The organism is Rhodoblastus acidophilus (genome assembly GCF_009720655.1).
GTDB lineage: Bacteria > Pseudomonadota > Alphaproteobacteria > Rhizobiales > Beijerinckiaceae > Rhodoblastus > Rhodoblastus acidophilus_A.
In genome coordinates, this window is sequence record NZ_WNKS01000001.1 from 413,751 (window position 1) to 430,957 (window position 17,207).

Below are 17,207 nucleotides of genomic sequence, written 5' to 3' on the forward strand. Positions count from 1 at the left end.
CGCGCCTACTGGTTGACGGGCGATTGCGGGTGGAGCAGCAGGGCCATCAGGTCGCGAATCTGGTCCTCGGACAGGATGCCCATATGGCCACCGCGCGGCATGTTGGAGCAGGCGTTATACGCCTTGGAATTGTAGATCTTGCCCCAGGTGTAACGCAGGGTTTCCGGCGCATCGCCCTTGATCTTGCCGTAGTTCCAAAGACTCGGGCCGATCGTGCCATAGGCGATTTCCTGCTTGGAAATCTGATGGCAATTGTAGCAATTGCCGCCACGGACGCCGTCGGCCTTGTCGCTGGAGGTCAGGCCGCGTCCGCTTTGCGCGACCGCCTCGCCCTTCTTCCAGTCGCCGAGCCATGTGTTGTCGGCGGGCCATTTGATCGTGGCGAGATTTTCGGCTTCTATTTTTTCACGCGCCTCGACGGCTTCCTTGCTCGCGCCCGTGGCGCGCGCCGGATCGGAGCAGAAGGCCTGCGTCGAATCCTGGTCGAGGCGGGCCAATGTGGCGATGCCCTTGTCGTGGAAACTGCTCTTGATCATGGCGGCGAAAGCCGCGTCGTCGGCGCCCTGGCCCCAGTCGGTTTTCGGCCCGGATTCGGCGAGGGCGGGCGTGGCCGCGAGCAGCAGCGGCAGGATGAAAAAAGTCTTCATGGCGGCCTCTCATACGGTTTCCGCAAGATCGCTTCGCGATCCGCGATAACGAAATCGCGCGGAAATCCTCCAGGCGAGGGGCGGATTTTCGCGCGAGCGGAATACGGTTTCCGAACGGATCGTTCGGAAACCGCATCAGCGCTTGATGCCGGGCGTGTCGAGCTTCGCGTCATTGGCCATGGCGGCCATGAACATCGAAAGCGCGACGGTCACATCGGAGGTGTAGTTCGGTTCGGGAAAACGCTGTTGGCGAAAACAATCCGCGAGGCGCCATTGCATGCTCCACATTTGGCCGGAGGAGACGCGATAGGCGGGCCAGCTCGTCCAGGCCACGCCCGCGCCCTTGCCGATGGTCAGGTCCGGCAATTCCTGCAAGCGAATGCGCGCGCCGCTCTGGCCGTGACAGGTGGCGCAGGAGAAATCGTGCGGTCCGGCCTCGAAATAGAACATGCGCCGCCCCAGATTGAACATCGCCTGCTCCTTGGGATGGGCGAGACTCACCTTCACCGGCATGTCCTTCGACGCGCCCGAAATGTAGGTGACGAGCGCGTTCATCTCGTCCTTTTCCGGCGAGCCGAACGGGGCTTTGATGATCGCCTTGATGTCAACGCCCTGAAGCTTTTCCTTGCAGGTCAGCAGGCGCGATTCCGTGTCCTGAACCCTGTCGGTGTCCTTGAACCAGCGTGGCAGTTGCGCAAAGGCCCCCTTGACCACGCCGGCGCCGAGGCCGAGGTCGCATTGCTCCAGCGAAACATTTTTCGGGCCCGCCGGCGTCTTCCAGATCTCCTCGCCTTGCGCCTCGAACAGCTCGGCGGGATTGCCGTCGCGCAGGGCCTCGCGATATTGCTCGATGCTTTGCAGCGACGAATCCGTTTCCGCGCGCGCCGCGCCGGCGGAGATGACCGCCGCGAACGCGATGCACAGGTGATGGCGTTTCATAGGCTCCCCCTCCCGTTCGCGCTTCAGCTCACCGTGGCTTCGTCGGTGCGCGTTTCGCCCTTGCTGTCGGTCCAGGTCACCGAGACCTTGTCGCCGGCCGCGCCGCCCTTGATCTTGAAGGCCAGATAGGGGTTTTTCGACACCGAGGCGCCCCATTGCGCCTGCATCACTTCCTTGCCGTTGAGCTTGGCGACGACGTCGGTGATGAACCAGGCGGGGATGGGCGCGCCGGACGAATCTTTGCGAAAACCGGTCTCCATTTCGTGGTTCATGAGCACTTTCACTTCGGTGACGCCGTCCTTGCTTGCGGCCCGTATTTTCATCGGGTTCGGCATGAAAAAAATCCTCCCTGAACGTGAGTGTCGTGCGAAAAATCAGCCGCCGCAGCCGCCGAGGGTCACCTTGATCTCCTTGGCCGCGGTGAAATATTTGCCGTCGGCCTTCACCAACGCGATGACGTTCGAGGTCTGGCCCATTTTTATACGCGTGGTGACGTCGGCGAGCATGTCCGGGCCGATGTCGAAGGCCGCCGCGAGCATGTTGGGATTTTTTTCGACCAGGAACGAAATCTGCGTGGTGTTGGGAATCTTGCTGATCGCCTGCACCGGGACGACAGCGCCGTTTTCCGCGATGTCGGAGGCGACCAGGGTGACGTCGGCGCTGGCGGTCGGGTTTTCGACGCCCATGGCCTTGTAGGCGTCGGCCATGGTTTTGGCGTCAAAGGCGGGCTTGTTCCACGCCGCATGCGCCATGCGTGGTAGGAAGGTGAGGGCCGAGATGGCCAGGCCGAACAGGCCGGTGTGTCGCAGGAAACCGCGACGGTCTTGGGATGCGAGCATCATGAAATCTCCCTGAGTGTTAACCAAATCATCGCGTCGCCTCCGGGCAGGCGAGACCGCCGCAGCGCTGGACCGCCGCAACGAAGGCCTGAACCGCCTCCGGCCCCGGCCAGCCAACGAAGGCGTAGTCGCCCAGCACGAAGGAAGGCGTCCGCGTCAGTCCCAGCACGCGCGCGCGTCCCGCATGGGCGTCGAGGATCGCGCGCGTTTCCGCGCCATCGGCCTCGGTGTTCAGCCGCGCGGCGTCGAGGTCCAGCGCCGCCGCCAGCGCCACAACCTTGTCGGCGCCAACCCGGCCCGGCGTTTCGAACAGGCGGGTGTGCAGCCGCAGCGCGGCGTCGTCGCCAAAGAGCGTCTTCGTCGCCAGGACGGCGCGCGCGGCTTGCGCCGAGCCCTCGCCGAGCACGGGATGATGCAGCAAACCGAGCCGCATCCCGGAGTCCGGCCCGAGCAGCAGATCCACCTCCTGCGAAGCCAGCCGGCAATAGGGACAGGCGTAGTCGAAGAATTCGTAGAGCACCGGCCCCGTCTTCGCCGCGCCCGTCACCAGCACGCCCGGCAGATCGGCGGGCGCCAGCTCAGGCGGGATGGCGAAATTGCTGATGACCCCTTCGGGGGTCTCCAGCGCGAATTTTGCTTTTTCGCGCGCGGCCTCCGCCGACGCCTCGCGCGCGCCGCCGAGCGCCGCCAATGCAGCGAGCGCAAGCCTCCGGGTGACGCGATGCGACACGCCTTCCTCCCTCGCGAAGATGCGCCGGATGGCCGGCGCGATCAGCGGATGTAAGCTTGTCCTTCGGAAATCTTGTAGGACCAGGGCAGGTCGGCGTTCTTCCAGCCATTGACGTCGCGGCGGCCGGCGGGGCTCATGTCGCCCTCGACGCCATCCACCACCGAATAGACTTTTGTGTAGCCGGCGTCCTGAAGGAGATTGGCGGCGCGGGACGAGCGGTCGCCGGAGCGGCAGATCAGGATCACCGGGTCGGTCTTGCCGATGGTCATGCGCTTGGCGAGCGCGTCGATCGCGCCGACGAAATCCGAGTTCGGCGACATCTGGTAGCGGTTGTTCTTCTTGTCCCAGCTCGCGGGATCGTCGATCTCCATATAGGGGATGTTCTGGTCCGTCACTTGCGGCGTTCCGACGAACTGGAATTCGCCCTTGGTGCGGATATCGACGAACATCACCTTGGCGCCGCCCTCCGACTTCATCTTGAACGCCTCGGGCGCCGAGAGATAGAGGCCGAGCTTGCTCTGCTTGACCTCGGGCAGTTTCGAGACATCGACGGGTTGATAGTTGCCGGCGAAGGCAGGCGTCAGGAACAAGGCCAGCGTGAGGCCGAGCAGAGCGGTCTTCAAGGTTTCCTCCCGAATCGGGCGTGTCGTGACGCCCCGTTCATGCGCGGCTGTTTCGCCGCTTTTTTGCCCTTGCATCGCATCGCGACCTGGGCGCGACGATGATAGCCGAAGGCGATTTGATATTTCAATATGCGTATTTTCAAATATGATGTTTTTCTTTGCCTCAGTGGAGTCGGAGCGTGGTCCTGTCCTTCATCGACGTCGCTTCCGTCATATCCGGCGTCATCGTCGGTTTCGTTCTCGGCCTGATCGGGGGCGGCGGCTCGGTGTTCGCCACGCCGCTGCTGGTCTATTTTGTTGGCGTGAGCGATCCGCATATCGCCATTGGCACGGGCGCGGCGGCGGTCGCGGTCAACGCGCTGGTCAATCTCGTCCCGCGCGCGCGGGCCGGTCAGGTCAAATGGCGCTGCGCGGCGGTGTTCGCCGCCGCCGGCTTTTTCGGGTCCGTCGCCGGCTCCACACTTGGAAAGGTTTTTGATGGGCAAAAACTGCTGCTGCTGTTTGGGATCGTCATGCTGGTGATCGCCGCGCAAATGGGTTTGACCAAGGGCGCGCCGCTGGAAAAGGATGTGCGGCTTACGTCGGAAAACGCGCGAAAAATGGCGCCGCTGCTGATCTCCTTCGGCTTTGGCGTGGGCGCGCTGGCGGGGTTTTTCGGCATAGGCGGCGGCTTTCTCGCTGTGCCCGGCATACTCGCGGCCACGGGCATGCCGATGATTTACGCGGTCGGATCGTCGCTGGTCTCCGTCGCCGTGTTCGGGGCGACGACGGCGGTGAATTACATGATCTCCGGCCTGATCGACTGGCGCATTTCCGCGCTCGTGCTGCTCGGCGGCGCCATTGGCGGCCTGTTCGGCGGCGCGCTGGCGACAAGGCTCGCCGGCCACAAGCAGGCGCTGCGGCAGATTTTTGCGGTGATGATCGCCGGCGTGGGGTTTTACGTCATCTATCGCGGGGTGCTGGCGCTGATGGCTTGAACCGGAGACGCTTGGAAACCCGGGCTTCAGGCCCAAAGTCCACTTTACGCGCCCTTGTAAAATCACTATTGCGATATATTTGAAATTGTGCACATGCGAAGGGCATCGAAATGGCATTGGCGCGAAGGCGGGCGGCGGCCGACGATATGACGGAAATCATGGCGAATGCGCGCGACGCCGCCGATTTTTTAAAAGCGTTGGCGCATGAATCGCGTCTGGCGATCCTGTGTCTGCTGTCGCGGGGAGAGAAATCGGTCGGCGAGCTGGAAACGGCGCTGGACCTGAGGCAATCCACGGTGTCGCAGCAATTGGCGCGGCTGCGCTTGGAAGGTCTGGTTTCCACCCGACGCGACGGCAAGTCGATCTATTACAGCCTCGCCAATGCCGATGTCGAAACCATTTTGGGCGCGGTTCACAAGGTTTTCTGCAAGTAGGCGGCGCCTGGTTCAGCTCGGCAGGCTGCTGAAAAATCCGTGGACCGCCCCCGCCCGTCGAGACAGCCGCTGCGCGGCTTCCTCAGGGTGAGGGCTACTATTTTTGTTATATTACCAGAAATCGCTCTGTCAGGCGACGTGCTTGATGATGAAACGATAGACCCCGTCGGCGGCGGTGGACTCGACGAGTTCGTTGCCGGTGGTGCGGCAGAAGGCGCCGAAATCCGCGACCGATCCGGGGTCGGTGGCGAGCACTTCGAGCGTGCCGCCGGTCGGCACTTCCTTGAGCATCTTTTTCGCGCGCAGAATCGGCAGCGGGCAATTCAAACCCTTGGCGTCGAGCGTCTTGTCGGCCATGTTTCCCCTCCAGTGTTCTTATTTGTCAGATGAACAGGTTGATGTCGGATTTCAGCGCCTTTTCCATATAGGTGGCGGCGCCGCCGATCTCGACGCCGTCGATGAGGTCGTCCTTCGAGTATTCGAACAGGTCGAGCGTCATCTGGCAGGCGATCATTTTGATGTCGGATTCGATCGCGGCTTCGCGCAAATCCTCGATGGAGGCCACGCCTTTCTTGGCGATGAGATTCTTCATCATCGCGGTCGCGCCGGCGTCGACGCCCGGAATCATGTTGACGATGTTCGGCATGGTCAAGTGCATGCCGCCGAGCGGCATCTTCATCGCCGCATTGCCCAGGGCGGTGATTTGCAGGTCGAGCTTCTTCTTCAGGATCTCAAGACCGTAGAACGTGAAGAACAGGGTGACGTCCACCCCCATGGCCGCCGCCGTGGTCCCAAGGATCAGGGGCGGATAGGCCCAGTCCAGCGACCCCTTGGTGACGATGATCGTCATGGTCTTTGTGTTATTCTCTTCGGTCATGAGCCCTCCCGCTGCTGTCGCGGTTTTGCATCCGCAAAGGGGAGGGGGCACCGCCCGGTGGCGGCGCGCAAGCCTCCCATGTTCGCCCGCATTGTTTTTCTCGAGCTTGACGTGATGATATTCTGCTATTCGTATTTATGCAAATGTAAGCGCAAGCTCACAGCGCGAATTTGATGAGGATCAGCGCGGTGACGCTGATGAAAGCGGAGGCGAACAGGCCGAGCGCCAGCGGCCGCAAGCCCGCCTTGAACACGTGGCGCAGATTGGTGTGCAGGCCCATCGCCGCCATGGCCATCGACAGCAGGAAGACGGTGGTCGCGCGGATTGGTCCGCTCACTTCGGCGGGGATGGCGATCACGCTGTTGAGCGCGGCCATCGCCAAAAAGCCGACCAGGAACCAGGGGAAGGGGGGCTTGCCGCGTTCGCCGCCGCCGACCAGGCCGAGCCGAAAATAGATTTCGCCGAGCAGGATGATCACCGGCGCCATCATGGCGACGCGGGTGAGTTTTGCAATTGTGCCGATCTGCAAGGCTTCCGGGCCGCCCTGGCCCGAGGCGAACACCGCCTGCGCGACCTCGTGCACCGAGGCGCCCGCCCACAGGCCGAACTGCGCCTGCGACAGGTGCAGCACGCCGGCGAGGGCGGGATAGAGGAACATGGCGATGGTGCCGAACAGGGTGATGCCGGCGACGGCATAGGCCGCGTCGTCGTCCTCGCCGCCGGTCGCCGCTTTCGCCGCGACAATCGCCGAGGCGCCGCAAATCGACGTGCCCACGCCGATGAGCAGCGCGACGCCGCGCGAAACCCCCAGCATGCGCCCGACCAGAATGGTGGCGGCGAGCGTGGAGACCAGGGCGAAGGCGATCACGGAGACGCCGCCGACGCCGACCTCCATCGCCTGCTGTGCGGTGATCTGCAAGCCGATCAGGACGATGGAGAGGCGCAGGATGCGGCGCAGCGAGAAATTCACGCCTTCGCCGGTTCCGGCGATATGGCCCATGGTGTTGTGGATCAGCGCGCCGATCAGCACCGAAATGATCATCGGGCTGAGCGTGGCCACTCCGGGGATGAGCCGCAGCGCATAGGCGCTGATGGCGATGCCGGCCGTCAACGCGAGGCCGGGCGCCAGGCCGAGCAGCGGGTGTTTCTGGCTGACGGCGGGAGTCGTCGCTGTTGCGGTCATCGCATGTCCATTCGAATAACCATTTGGAATCTGACCGCACTATCGGCCAGGACATTCATTCAATCTAACGAATATTATCTTTCGGAACGTTCGATTCTATTGATGAGTGGCGGCCCAGTCGCGCATGAGGCCGCCCCATTGCGCGGCGGTGGCCGCGTCGAGTTCGAGGATCGTATAGCGCCCGCCCTCGCGGATGGTGACGCGCAGAAGGGTCATGCCGCTGTCATAGGCGACCTCGTCCAGCTTGATTCGCCGGCCGTAGGGCGCGGCGATTTCGGCGATTTGCTGTTTCGGCGTCGCGCTCATGATTTTGGGATCTCCGCGTTGTAGAAAATCAATTCGAGACGCTGCTCCCACTTGCGCGGCGTATCCGGATATTCCGGCTTGATGTCCATGTAGAGATGGATTTCGCCCTCGCGCGCCACCTCCACCACCTTGCGCTCCAGTTCGGCGAAAGAGGTCATTTCGGGGTGGGCGATCATGATTTCGCTGATGTGCGCCATCTAAAACTCCGAGTCGATGCGGGTGTGAAATCGCACGCGGCACAGCAGGCGCGGCGCCGCGCCGTTGGCGAACGCCGCGCGGTCGTGCAGGATGTTGTTGCACAAGACGCCTTGTCCGGGCCGCAGCTTTTCCCGTCGGACCAGCGGTTCCGACTCGATCACGGCGAGCAGGGCGGCGGCCGCCGCGCGCGTCGCGTCGTCGCGCCAGACGATGTTTTTTTTCCGCGCGGTGTAGCGCATCGACAGCGCGCCGGCGTTGCTCAGGAAGAACACCGGGCCGCGGTTTTCGGCGCGGACGCGCCCGGCTTCGTCACGCGCCTCGGGGATGATCATGGCTTCCGGATGAAGCAGCAGGCGCAGTGCGGAAACGTCGAATTCGGCGAGACGCAGGAAGGCGAGTTCGGGGTCGAGCAGGCGATTCTCGCCGCCTTCGTCGGCGGCTTCAGCGCAATGCAGGATCATCGCCTGAACGTTTTTCGCGGGGCCATGATAATTGTAATAGCCGTCGGTGTGCCAGGCGATCGGCTTGTCGGTGTAGGGGATGTAAAAGCCGCGCGCGCTGTTCACCTCGATTCGCACTACGCCGTTGCGGTTGGCGGAGCGATGATCTTCAAAAGCGTTTAGGCCGAAGGCGGTGGAGAATTCGAGCAGCGCGCGGTCGAGGTCTTCCGCTTGAGACGGCGGCGCCTCCCACTCATAGAGCGCGGCGTTGGCGAGCGCGATCTGCGCGCGCACGGCGACTTTTTCGGCTGCTGAAACATGGCGCGGATCGGCGACGCGGACCGGCGCGCATTGCAAAAAGCGCGCGGCGGCGTCGAGCTTGGCCGCGCGCCAGACCCGCCAGTCCGCGCCTGCGGGATCGGTCAAAAACTCCGGCCGCCAGAATGCGCGCCGCAGGGGCGGCGTTCGAAAATCCCATTTGACCTCAGCGCTTTGTCGCGCCTGTTCGAAAAGTTTCATTTTTCCTCCCGGAACTATTCTCATATTCGCATTTTCTGTTATGGTGGCAAGATCAAAAGAATTTTTCGGCGCCGGCTCGATCCGGAGGACCGGAGACGCAAAGAGCGTTGGCGGGACCGCACAGCGGGCCGCGAGGGAGGGATATAGATGCAGGACGATTCCGTTCGCAAGGAAGGCGAAGGCGCGCCGAAAAAACACCCGACGCCGCTGCTCGACGAGCTTGAATCCGGGCCGTGGCCGAGCTTTGTCAGCGGGTTGAAGCGTCTGCGCGACAATGCGGACGCGCGCTATGCGCCGATGATGAACGACCTGCTCGGCCAGCTTGAACATTCCTACGAAAACCGCCTTGGCTACTGGAAGGGCGGCACGGTTTCGGTGTTTGGCTATGGTGGCGGCGTCATTCCGCGCTTCTCCGAAGTGGCCGACAAATATCCGGCGTCGAAAGAGTTTCACACGCTGCGCATCCAGCCGCCGGCCGGCATGCATTACACCACCGATCTGCTGCGAAAAATGTGCGACGTGTGGGAGAAACATGGCTCCGGCCTGATCGCTTTTCACGGACAATCCGGCGACATCATGTTCCAGGGCTGCTCGACGGAAAGCGTGCAGCCGGCGTTTGACGAGTTCAACGAAATGGGTCTCGATCTCGGCGGCGCCGGGCCGGCCTTGCGCACGTCGATGAGTTGCGTTGGCCATGCGCGTTGCGAGATGTCGTGTTATGACGAGGTCAAGGCGCATCGCACCGTCATTAACGAGTTTCTGGACGAGATGCACCGTCCGGCGCTTCCCTACAAATTCAAGTTCAAGTTTTCCGGCTGCGGCAACGATTGCGTCAACGCCATCCATCGCGCGGATTTCGCGGTGATCGGCACCTGGCGCGACGCCATGAAGGTCAACCAGGACGAGGTGAAGGCCTATGTCGAAAAGGTCGGCCGCAAATACATGATCGACTCGGTGATCACGCGCTGTCCGACCCGTGCGCTGTCGCTCAACGACGATGACACGCTCGACGTCGACAACAAGAGCTGCGTGCGCTGCATGCACTGCCTGAACGTGATGACGAAAGCGCTTTCGCCCGGTGACGATCGCGGCGCCTCGATCCTGATCGGCGGCAAGCGGGCGCTTAAAGTCGGCGACCTCATGGGCACGATGATCATTCCGTTCTTCAAGCTCGACACCGACGAGGATTTCGAAAAGCTTGTCGCCTTCGCGCGCAACCTGCTCGAATTCTTTGCCGACAACGCGCTGGAGCATGAGCGCATCGGCGAGACGCTCGACCGCATCGGTCTGCCGGCGTTTCTCGAGGCCATCGGCGTCGATCCCGACCCCAACATGGTCAATCATCCGCGCACCTCCTGCTATGTGCGCACGGACGATTTCACCGACGAAGCCGAAAAATATTTCGAGCGCAAGGCGCGCGAAGCCGGTCTGACCGTCGCCAGCGAATAAACGCAGAATCATCGGAGGACATTCATGAGCAGCGCTCCCGCTCTGCGTCGGCCTGACGAAACCGGCGTGCCCGATCCCTTTCCCTTCATGCATCCGCTGCTGAAGAAGAATTATGGAAACTGGGACTGGCATGACCGCCTGCGCCCCGGCGTGCTCCACCACGTCGCCAAAAGCGGCGACGAAGTGTGGACGGTGCGCGCCGGCACGCAGCGCCAGATGGACGTTTTTACCGTCCGCAAACTCTGCGACATCGCCGATGCTTTCGCTGAGGGGCATGTGCGTTTCACCACGCGCTCCAACATCGAGTTCATGCTGTCCGATGTCGCCAAGGTCGAGCCGCTGATCGCCGAACTCAACCGGCACGGTTTTCCCGTCGGCGGCACCGGCAATTCCGTGTCGATGATTTCGCACACTCAAGGGTGGCTGCACTGCGACATTCCCGGCACCGATGCGTCCGGCGTCGTCAAAAGCCTGATGGACATGATGCATCAGGAATTTGTGCGCGAGGAGATGCCCAATCGCGTCCGCATCACCACGTCGTGCTGCCAGATCAATTGCGGCGGCCAGGGCGATATTTCCATCAACGTGCAATATACAAAACCGCCGAAGATCAACCACGACCTCGTTTCAAAAGTGTGCGAGCGCCCGGCCGTCGTTGCGCGCTGCCCGGTCGCGGCGATCCGTCCGGCGCTGGTGGATGGCAAGCCGTCGCTGGAAGTGGACGAGCAAAAATGCGTGTGCTGCGGCGCCTGCTATCCGCCGTGTCCGCCCATGCAGATCAATGGTGCGGATTCGACCAAGATCGCCGTGTGGGTTGGCGGCAAGCACGCCAACGCCCGTTCAAAACCCAGTTTTCATAAACTGGTGGTCGCCAATCTGCCGAACAATCCGCCGCGCTGGCCGGAGGTGGAAGAGGTCGTGAAAAAAATCCTCTACGCCTACAAGGACAACGCCAAGGACTGGGAGCGCATGGGCGAGTGGATCGAACGCATCGGCTGGCCGCGTTTTTTTGAACTGACCGGCTTCGCCTTCACCAAGCATCATTTGGACACCTGGGCTGGAGCGCGGAAAACGATGAACATGTCCGCCCACGTGCATTTCTGAGGTCTTATGCGCTTCGCTCTTCAAATCAACGAAGGCCCGTATACGCATCAGGCGTCTGATACGGCCTACCAGTTCGCCAAGGCCGCCTTGGCGCGGGGACACGAGATTTTCCGCGTGTTCTTCTACCACGACGGCGTCAACAACGGCACGCGCTACACCGTGCCGCCGCAGGACGACCGCAACCTGCAAAAGCTGTGGAGCGACCTCGCCGAACAGCACAACGTCGATCTCGTCGTCTGCATCGCGGCGGCGCAGCGGCGCGGCATTTTGGACGCCAACGAGGCCAAGAGGCAGGGCAAGGACGGGGATAATATCGCGCCGGGTTTTCGCATCTCCGGGCTCGGCCAATTGATCGAAGCGGGCATTCAGGCCGACCGTCTGATCGTGTTTGGAGATTGAGATGAGCGAGATGAAAAAATTTCTCTATCTCAACCGTAAGGCGCCTTACGGCACCATCTACGCGCTGGAATCGCTGGAAGTGGTGTTGATTGGCGCCGCCTTCGAACAGGAGGTGAGTCTCGCCTTTCTCGATGACGGCGTGTTCCAGTTGATGAACAACCAGGACGCCTCGGGAACCGGCATGAAGGGGTTTTCCAAGACGTATCGCGCTCTGGGCGACTACGAGGTTCGAAAGCTTTATGTCGAGACGGAATCGCTCGCATTGCGCGGCCTCGCCGTGGACGATCTCATGCCGATCACCTGGGAGGATGAGGACGAGGATTACGCCGAAAAACCGTCGATCATTCCGGTGTCCAAGGCGGAGCTGGCGGAGCTGATCGCCGGGCACGACGTCGTCCTGAGTTTCTGAGGCTCACATGTCCACGCTGCACACCGTCAACAAATCCCCCTACGAGCGCAATGCGCTGAAAAGCTGCCTCGACCATGTCTCGTCTGGCGACACCGTCCTGTTGATCGAGGACGGGGTTTTGGCCGCGCGCAAAGGCGGCGCCTTTGTGTCGGCGCTCAGGGACGCCGGCTGCTTGGTCTGCGCGCTGGGTCCGGACCTTTCCGCGCGGGGCGTCGCGGCTGATGTGGCCGAGGGAATTCACGTCATCGATTACGGCGGTTTTGTTGATCTGGCCGCCGCCGCCAAGCGCGTTTGCGCCTGGCTCTAACAGAAAACGGGAGAGGAACAATGTCGGGTTATCAGCTTAACGGCGCTGTCATCGCGCATGACGAGGAAGGCTATCTCACGGATATCGGCCAGTGGACGAAGGACCTCGCCAGCGTCATCGCCAAGGCCGAGAATATCGACATGAACGAGAGCCACTGGGAGGTCGTGAATTTTTTGCGCGACTATTACGAGGAGTACCAGATCGCGCCGGCGGTCCGCATTCTCGTGAAGGAAATGACCAAGAAATACGGCAAAGAAAAGGGCGACCAGAAGGCGCTTTATGAACTGTTTCCCTACGGCCCGGCCAAGCAGGCGTGCAAAATCGCGGGCCTGCCGAAGCCGACCGGTTGCGTGTGACGCGAGACGTCATGGCCGGGCTTGTCTCGGCCATCCATGTCGGGATTCAGCGCGCAATTACAGGCGCTTTGGTCTCCCGGCTTGGCGTGGATGCCCGGGACAAGCCCGGGCATGACGGTGATTTCTGAATGAGCGTCGCGACTGTGACGATCCGCTGACTTGATCCCATAAACAAAACAATCCGGGATCGGGAGGAAACATGGTGACGTTGGTTTATGCGACCGCGTTTTACGCGGCGACGGCTTTGCTCGTCCTCGGTTTGGCGCGAAAGATTTGGCTTTACGCCAGGACGCCGGCGCCGTTGAAGATTCCGACCACGCCCGCGCCCCTCACACGGAGTGGGGCGGGTTTTCGCGTTGCGCGCGAAGTCGTGTTTTTCGAGAGCCTGTTCCGCTCCAACAAATGGATTTGGCTGTTCGGCTGGATTTTCCATGTGTCGTTGGCGGTGGTCGTGCTGCGCCATTTGCGCTATTTTTTGCAGCCCGCGCCAGCGGTCATCGCACTGATCCAGCCGCTCGCCGTGATCGGCGGACTTGGCATGGTCGCCGGTCTTGGCGCGCTGTGGGCCCGGCGCGTTTTTGTCGCGCGCATCCGCTATATCAGCGGGCCGTCGGACCATCTGATGCTGGCGCTGCTGATCGCCATCGGCGCTTCGGGTTTGGCGATGAAGTTTTTCGCGCACACCGACATCGTGGCGGTCAAAGCTTTCTTCCTCGGCCTGATGCGGTTTGATGTGCAAACGCTTCCGGACGATCCGGCGCTGCTCGTCCATTTGACGCTGGTGCTGGCGCTGATGGTCATCTTCCCGTTTTCAAAACTGCTGCATGCGCCGGGTGTGTTCTTCAGTCCCACGCGCAACCAGGCCGACGATTCGCGCGAACGCCGCCACGTCTCGTCCCGGCTTGACGCCGCGCCGCGCCGCGCCTGAGGGTCCCATGGCCGAAGCGACAAAATTCGATCCCAGGCAGCACGTCCACGGCGATCCGCTCGACATGCCGGCGCTGTGCCCCGGCGCGATGCAGGCGTCAAAGCCCTATCCCGCCGCGCCGAACCACAACCAGGCGCTCGGTTTTCCCGGCGAACTGGCGCCGGACTGGAAAGAAAAGGCCATCGCGCGCCTCGGCGAACTGCTGGAGAGCAATCGTGCGCTGCGGGTCTATCTGGACTCCTGCGTGAAATGCGGGGCGTGCACGGACAAGTGCCATTACTTCCTCGGAACGGGCGACCCGAAAAACATGCCGGTCGCGCGCCAGGACCTGCTTCGAAAGATCTACCGCCGCTATTTTACACTTTCCGGAAAATTGTTTCCGAAACTGGTCGGCGCCGAGGACCTCACCAAAGAGGTGTTGGACGATTGGTATTCCTATTTTCACCAGTGCTCGCAGTGCCGCCGCTGCTCGCTCTATTGCCCCTATGGAATCGACACCGCCGAAATCTCCATGGCCGCGCGCGACATCATGGACACGATCGGCATGGGGCAAAAATATTCCAACGAGATCATCGGCAAGGTCTTTTCCATCGGCAACAATCTGGGCCTGCCGCCCAAGGCCCTGCGCAACACGCTCGAAGGCCTTGAGGACGACATCGAGGAAGAGACCGGCGTGCGCGTGCGCCTGCCGGTGGACGAGCAGGGTGCCGATATTTTGCTGGTCACCCCCAGCGCCGATTTCTTCGCCTCGCCGCACATGGAAGGCTTGATCGGCTACGCCAAGGTTTTGCATGAATCCGGCGTCTCCTGGACGCTCTCCACCCATGCCTCCGAAGCCGCCAATTTCGGCATGTTCATCGGTTCGCACGAAAACATGCAGAAGATCGCGCTGCGCATCCGGCAGGCGGCGCAGGACCTCGGCGTCAAGCGCATCGTCATCGGCGAATGCGGCCATGCCTGGCGCGTCGCCTACAGTTTTTTGAACACGCTCGCCGGTCCCTTCGAATTTCTTGACCCCAACTATCCCGTTCCGCAGCACATCTGCGAATTCACCTACGATCTCATCCAGCAGGGTCAGCTGAAATTCGACAAGTCGAAAAACGATGCGTTTCGGTTGACTTTTCACGATAGCTGCAACGTCGCGCGCGCCTCGCGCATGGGCGATTGGGCCGGCGGGCAGTTCGACATTCCCCGCGCGATCTTGCGAGCCGTTTGCAACCATTATTTCGACATGGCGCCCGAGGTCATCCGCGAGCACACTTTGTGTTGCGGCGGCGGCGGCGGTCTGCTCACCGACGAACTCATGGACCTGCGCGCCAAGGGCGCGATGCCGCGCATGCGCGCCTTGCAGGAGGCGGCGGACGAGCACGGCGTCACCCACATGGCTGCGATCTGCGCGATCTGCAAGGCGCAGTTCTCAAAAGTTCTGCCGATGTATGGTTTTGATCGCGAAGCGATCGTCAGCGTCCATCAAATGGTTTCGAACGCCATCGTTCTGACGGGTTCCAAGCCACCAGAAGATCAGGAGAGCGGCGATGAATGAATCCGCCAAGACGAAAAACCTCACCTTCCGCCGCTTCAAGAACGGCGAGACGATGTGGAACTGGCCGGACCTGACGCAAAAAATCTTCCAGCAGGATAAGAGCTACAAGTGTCCGACCTATGTGCATCGCACGCCGCCTTGCCAGGGTTCCTGTCCGTCGGGCCATGACATCCGGGGCTGGCTCGCCATCGCGCGCGGCATGGACAAGCCGCCGGTCGAGGGCATGGTCTGGCAGGAATACGCTTTTCTGCGCATGGTCGAGGCGAACCCGTTCCCGGCGACCATGGGCCGCGTCTGCCCGGCGCCCTGCGAGGACGGGTGCAATCGCAACGAGGTCGACGATTTCATCGGCATCAACGGCGTTGAGCAATATGTCGGCGACTGGGCCATCGAGCACAAGCTTGCCTTGCCGACGCCGCCGGCGCTGAGCGGCAAAAGGGTCGCGGTGGTTGGCGGGGGGCCGGGCGGATTGTCCGCCGCGTGGTTCCTGCGCCGTGAGGGCCATGCGGTGACCATTTTTGAAGCGCACGAAAAACTCGGCGGCATGATGCGCTATGGCATCCCCGGCTACCGCACGCCGCGCGACATGCTTGATGCGGAGATCGGCCGCATCCTGGCGCTCGATGGCGTCGAGGCGCGCACAAACGTTCGCGTCGGCGCGGATGTGACGATTGAAGAGCTTGAGCGCGATTACGACGCGATTTTTTGGGCCATCGGCGCGCAAAAGGGGCGGCCGCTTCCGGTGCCCGGCGCCGACGCCGACAATTGCATGACCGGCGTCGAATTTCTGGACGCCTTCAACCAGGGCTGGGTGCTTTCGACCGCGAAGCGCATCGTGGTCGTCGGCGGCGGCGACACTTCTATTGACGTCGCCTCGGTAGCACGCCGCATTGGCCATATTTCGAAAAGCCATCGCCACGATACCGACGCCGATTCCGGCGCGTTTGGCCATACCGCGCATGATGTCGCGGGCGCCTTGAGCCGCGAGGGCGTCAGCGCCGTGCTGACTTCACTGTTCCCCCTGGAACAGATGACCGCCGACGAGCGCGAGCGCCAGGACGCGCTGCGCGAGGGCGTGGACATCATGGGCGGGGTGATGCCGCTCGAAGTGCTCAAGGACGAACGCGGTCTGGCCACGGGCCTGCGCATGTGCGCCTGCACGATGAAGGGCGCCGTGCCCATTCCGGTCGATGGCGCGGAATTCGAAATCAAGTGCGACCTGATCATTTCCGCCATCGGCCAGATGGCCGATCTCGCCGAGGGCCTTGAAGCCCTGGACAGCGGACGTGGGGCGCTGGCCATCGATGCGGTTTACCGCGTCAAGGGCAAGGACAAGCATTTTGCCGGCGGTGACGCCGTGCGCCCGCATCTGCTCACCACGGCGGTGGGGCATGGTCGCGTCGCCGCGCAGACCATCTCGCATTTCCTCGCGGGCGCACTCGAGGACAAGCGGCCAAGGGTGGACGTTCACCAGTTCAACCTGCTGGAGGAGCTGCACCAGCGCAAGCTCGATCCCGCGCCTTACGATCACGTTCCGTCGCGTGGCGCGTTCTCCAGCACGTTCGCCGTGCACAATTTTGAAGATCGCGGCGCCAGCGCCATCATCTCCCACAAGGCACTCTTCAAGGGGCATTTTTCTTACGTCGCGCGCAATGTCCGCGGCGAGCGTGCCGTCGAGGGTGACAAGGTGATCGGCGATTTCGAGGAGCGGATCGTCGGCTTCACCGAGGCGCAGGCGGTGGAGGAGGGCAAGCGTTGCATGTCCTGCGGCCTGTGCTTCGAGTGCGACAATTGCGTGATCTATTGCCCGCAGACGGCGGTGTCGCGCCTGCCGAAGAAGGAGCGCGCGGTCGGGCGCTACGTGCAGACCGACTACAAGAAATGCGTGGGTTGCCACATCTGCGCCGATGTCTGTCCGACCGGATATATCCAGATGGGGCTGGGCGAGTGATGAGCCGCCGCCGTGGAAGGAAAGTCATTGCGAGCCAAAAGATACGGTG

Annotated in this window: 23 protein-coding genes; 11 read left to right on the plus strand and 12 right to left on the minus strand. The window is 62.2% G+C overall.

Annotated features, from left to right (window positions below; all coding sequences use genetic code 11):
• Positions 1-5: 5 nt before the first annotated feature.
• The 6 genes from soxX to GJ654_RS01940 form a co-directional block, all read right to left on the minus strand.
• A complete protein-coding gene (gene soxX / locus GJ654_RS01915) occupies positions 6-647 on the minus strand; it encodes a sulfur oxidation c-type cytochrome SoxX (RefSeq protein WP_155444394.1) in 642 nt (213 codons plus the stop codon).
• A gap of 135 nt (positions 648-782) precedes the next feature.
• Positions 783-1,586, minus strand: coding sequence for a sulfur oxidation c-type cytochrome SoxA (gene soxA / locus GJ654_RS01920; RefSeq protein ID WP_155444395.1), 804 nt, complete (start codon positions 1,584-1,586; stop codon positions 783-785).
• Positions 1,587-1,609: 23 nt separating this feature from the next.
• The gene (soxZ, locus tag GJ654_RS01925) at positions 1,610-1,921 is read right to left on the minus strand and encodes a thiosulfate oxidation carrier complex protein SoxZ (protein ID WP_155444396.1); all 312 of its coding nucleotides are present in this window, start codon (positions 1,919-1,921) and stop codon (positions 1,610-1,612) included.
• A 39-nt stretch (positions 1,922-1,960) separates the two neighbouring features.
• Positions 1,961-2,428 carry a thiosulfate oxidation carrier protein SoxY gene (gene soxY, locus GJ654_RS01930; RefSeq protein ID WP_155444397.1) on the minus strand — a complete coding sequence of 156 codons (468 nt, stop codon included), beginning with the start codon at positions 2,426-2,428 and terminating at the stop codon, positions 1,961-1,963.
• 25 nt (positions 2,429-2,453) lie between these two features.
• The gene (locus GJ654_RS01935) at positions 2,454-3,155 is read right to left on the minus strand and encodes a DsbA family protein (RefSeq protein ID WP_196305395.1); all 702 of its coding nucleotides are present in this window, start codon (positions 3,153-3,155) and stop codon (positions 2,454-2,456) included.
• 41 nt (positions 3,156-3,196) lie between these two features.
• On the minus strand, positions 3,197-3,778 hold the full coding sequence (locus GJ654_RS01940; protein WP_246664530.1) for a rhodanese-like domain-containing protein: 582 nt from the start codon (positions 3,776-3,778) through the stop codon (positions 3,197-3,199).
• A gap of 179 nt (positions 3,779-3,957) precedes the next feature.
• On the opposite strand from GJ654_RS01940, the gene GJ654_RS01945 reads away from it, so the two are divergent.
• Together GJ654_RS01945 and GJ654_RS01950 are read left to right on the plus strand one after the other, a co-directional pair.
• On the plus strand, positions 3,958-4,755 hold the full coding sequence (locus GJ654_RS01945) for a sulfite exporter TauE/SafE family protein (RefSeq protein WP_264586085.1): 798 nt from the start codon (positions 3,958-3,960) through the stop codon (positions 4,753-4,755).
• A 110-nt stretch (positions 4,756-4,865) separates the two neighbouring features.
• Positions 4,866-5,189, plus strand: a complete 324-nt coding sequence (locus GJ654_RS01950) for an ArsR/SmtB family transcription factor (RefSeq protein ID WP_155444400.1) — start codon at positions 4,866-4,868, stop codon at positions 5,187-5,189.
• Positions 5,190-5,318: 129 nt separating this feature from the next.
• On the opposite strand, the gene GJ654_RS01955 is transcribed toward GJ654_RS01950, so the two are convergent.
• The 6 genes from GJ654_RS01955 to GJ654_RS01980 all read right to left on the minus strand — a co-directional run bounded on the left by GJ654_RS01955 (position 5,319) and on the right by GJ654_RS01980 (position 8,712).
• Entirely contained in the window at positions 5,319-5,546 is a 228-nt protein-coding gene (locus tag GJ654_RS01955) for a sulfurtransferase TusA family protein (RefSeq protein ID WP_155444401.1), read from the minus strand.
• A gap of 25 nt (positions 5,547-5,571) precedes the next feature.
• On the minus strand, positions 5,572-6,066 hold the full coding sequence (gene dsrE2 / locus GJ654_RS01960; protein WP_155444402.1) for a sulfur carrier protein DsrE2: 495 nt from the start codon (positions 6,064-6,066) through the stop codon (positions 5,572-5,574).
• Between the two features lie 157 nt (positions 6,067-6,223).
• Entirely contained in the window at positions 6,224-7,249 is a 1,026-nt protein-coding gene (locus GJ654_RS01965; protein ID WP_155444403.1) for a YeiH family protein, read from the minus strand.
• 96 nt (positions 7,250-7,345) lie between these two features.
• Complete coding sequence (locus GJ654_RS01970; protein WP_155444404.1) at positions 7,346-7,555, minus strand: DUF6967 family protein; 210 nt, start codon at positions 7,553-7,555, stop codon at positions 7,346-7,348.
• Positions 7,552-7,752: a sulfur relay protein DsrC gene (locus GJ654_RS01975; protein WP_155444405.1), complete on the minus strand. Its 201-nt coding sequence runs from the start codon at positions 7,750-7,752 to the stop codon at positions 7,552-7,554. The genes GJ654_RS01970 and GJ654_RS01975 overlap by 4 nt, the downstream gene beginning before the upstream one ends.
• On the minus strand, positions 7,753-8,712 hold the full coding sequence (locus tag GJ654_RS01980; protein WP_196305396.1) for a TauD/TfdA family dioxygenase: 960 nt from the start codon (positions 8,710-8,712) through the stop codon (positions 7,753-7,755).
• 147 nt (positions 8,713-8,859) lie between these two features.
• On the opposite strand from GJ654_RS01980, the gene dsrA reads away from it, so the two are divergent.
• The 9 genes from dsrA to GJ654_RS02025 all read left to right on the plus strand — a co-directional run bounded on the left by dsrA (position 8,860) and on the right by GJ654_RS02025 (position 17,158).
• Positions 8,860-10,161 (plus strand): dissimilatory-type sulfite reductase subunit alpha, encoded by a 1,302-nt coding sequence (gene dsrA / locus GJ654_RS01985; protein ID WP_155444407.1) that lies wholly within the window; start codon positions 8,860-8,862, stop codon positions 10,159-10,161.
• A gap of 24 nt (positions 10,162-10,185) precedes the next feature.
• Positions 10,186-11,265, plus strand: coding sequence for a dissimilatory-type sulfite reductase subunit beta (dsrB, locus tag GJ654_RS01990; protein WP_155444408.1), 1,080 nt, complete (start codon positions 10,186-10,188; stop codon positions 11,263-11,265).
• A 6-nt stretch (positions 11,266-11,271) separates the two neighbouring features.
• A complete protein-coding gene (gene tusD / locus GJ654_RS01995) occupies positions 11,272-11,664 on the plus strand; it encodes a sulfurtransferase complex subunit TusD (protein WP_155444409.1) in 393 nt (130 codons plus the stop codon).
• Position 11,665: 1 nt separating this feature from the next.
• Positions 11,666-12,073, plus strand: a complete 408-nt coding sequence (tusC, locus tag GJ654_RS02000) for a sulfurtransferase complex subunit TusC (protein ID WP_155444410.1) — start codon at positions 11,666-11,668, stop codon at positions 12,071-12,073.
• 7 nt (positions 12,074-12,080) lie between these two features.
• Positions 12,081-12,380, plus strand: a complete 300-nt coding sequence (gene tusB, locus GJ654_RS02005; RefSeq protein ID WP_155444411.1) for a sulfurtransferase complex subunit TusB — start codon at positions 12,081-12,083, stop codon at positions 12,378-12,380.
• A gap of 20 nt (positions 12,381-12,400) precedes the next feature.
• On the plus strand, positions 12,401-12,736 hold the full coding sequence (locus GJ654_RS02010) for a TusE/DsrC/DsvC family sulfur relay protein (RefSeq protein ID WP_155444412.1): 336 nt from the start codon (positions 12,401-12,403) through the stop codon (positions 12,734-12,736).
• A 199-nt stretch (positions 12,737-12,935) separates the two neighbouring features.
• Positions 12,936-13,664, plus strand: a complete 729-nt coding sequence (locus GJ654_RS02015; RefSeq protein WP_155444413.1) for a respiratory nitrate reductase subunit gamma — start codon at positions 12,936-12,938, stop codon at positions 13,662-13,664.
• 7 nt (positions 13,665-13,671) lie between these two features.
• A complete protein-coding gene (dsrK, locus tag GJ654_RS02020) occupies positions 13,672-15,207 on the plus strand; it encodes a sulfate reduction electron transfer complex DsrMKJOP subunit DsrK (RefSeq protein ID WP_155444414.1) in 1,536 nt (511 codons plus the stop codon).
• On the plus strand, positions 15,200-17,158 hold the full coding sequence (locus tag GJ654_RS02025; protein WP_155444415.1) for an NAD(P)-binding protein: 1,959 nt from the start codon (positions 15,200-15,202) through the stop codon (positions 17,156-17,158). The genes dsrK and GJ654_RS02025 overlap by 8 nt, the downstream gene beginning before the upstream one ends.
• Positions 17,159-17,207 lie beyond the last annotated feature (49 nt).

Excerpts from the sequence above, each read along its gene's own strand:
- soxX (WP_155444394.1), bottom strand. The coding sequence starts at position 647 with ATGAAGACTTTTTTCATCCTGCCGCTGCTGCTCGCGGCCACGCCCGCC.
- soxA (WP_155444395.1), bottom strand. The coding sequence starts at position 1,586 with ATGAAACGCCATCACCTGTGCATCGCGTTCGCGGCGGTCATCTCCGCC.
- soxZ (WP_155444396.1), bottom strand. The coding sequence starts at position 1,921 with ATGCCGAACCCGATGAAAATACGGGCCGCAAGCAAGGACGGCGTCACC.
- soxY (WP_155444397.1), bottom strand. The coding sequence starts at position 2,428 with ATGATGCTCGCATCCCAAGACCGTCGCGGTTTCCTGCGACACACCGGC.
- GJ654_RS01950 (WP_155444400.1), top strand. The coding sequence starts at position 4,866 with ATGGCATTGGCGCGAAGGCGGGCGGCGGCCGACGATATGACGGAAATC.
- GJ654_RS01955 (WP_155444401.1), bottom strand. The coding sequence starts at position 5,546 with ATGGCCGACAAGACGCTCGACGCCAAGGGTTTGAATTGCCCGCTGCCG.
- dsrE2 (WP_155444402.1), bottom strand. The coding sequence starts at position 6,066 with ATGACCGAAGAGAATAACACAAAGACCATGACGATCATCGTCACCAAG.
- GJ654_RS01965 (WP_155444403.1), bottom strand. The coding sequence starts at position 7,249 with ATGACCGCAACAGCGACGACTCCCGCCGTCAGCCAGAAACACCCGCTG.
- GJ654_RS01970 (WP_155444404.1), bottom strand. The coding sequence starts at position 7,555 with ATGAGCGCGACGCCGAAACAGCAAATCGCCGAAATCGCCGCGCCCTAC.
- GJ654_RS01975 (WP_155444405.1), bottom strand. The coding sequence starts at position 7,752 with ATGGCGCACATCAGCGAAATCATGATCGCCCACCCCGAAATGACCTCT.
- GJ654_RS01980 (WP_196305396.1), bottom strand. The coding sequence starts at position 8,712 with ATGAAACTTTTCGAACAGGCGCGACAAAGCGCTGAGGTCAAATGGGAT.
- dsrA (WP_155444407.1), top strand. The coding sequence starts at position 8,860 with ATGCAGGACGATTCCGTTCGCAAGGAAGGCGAAGGCGCGCCGAAAAAA.
- dsrB (WP_155444408.1), top strand. The coding sequence starts at position 10,186 with ATGAGCAGCGCTCCCGCTCTGCGTCGGCCTGACGAAACCGGCGTGCCC.
- tusD (WP_155444409.1), top strand. The coding sequence starts at position 11,272 with ATGCGCTTCGCTCTTCAAATCAACGAAGGCCCGTATACGCATCAGGCG.
- tusC (WP_155444410.1), top strand. The coding sequence starts at position 11,666 with ATGAGCGAGATGAAAAAATTTCTCTATCTCAACCGTAAGGCGCCTTAC.
- tusB (WP_155444411.1), top strand. The coding sequence starts at position 12,081 with ATGTCCACGCTGCACACCGTCAACAAATCCCCCTACGAGCGCAATGCG.
- GJ654_RS02010 (WP_155444412.1), top strand. The coding sequence starts at position 12,401 with ATGTCGGGTTATCAGCTTAACGGCGCTGTCATCGCGCATGACGAGGAA.
- GJ654_RS02015 (WP_155444413.1), top strand. The coding sequence starts at position 12,936 with ATGGTGACGTTGGTTTATGCGACCGCGTTTTACGCGGCGACGGCTTTG.
- dsrK (WP_155444414.1), top strand. The coding sequence starts at position 13,672 with ATGGCCGAAGCGACAAAATTCGATCCCAGGCAGCACGTCCACGGCGAT.
- GJ654_RS02025 (WP_155444415.1), top strand. The coding sequence starts at position 15,200 with ATGAATGAATCCGCCAAGACGAAAAACCTCACCTTCCGCCGCTTCAAG.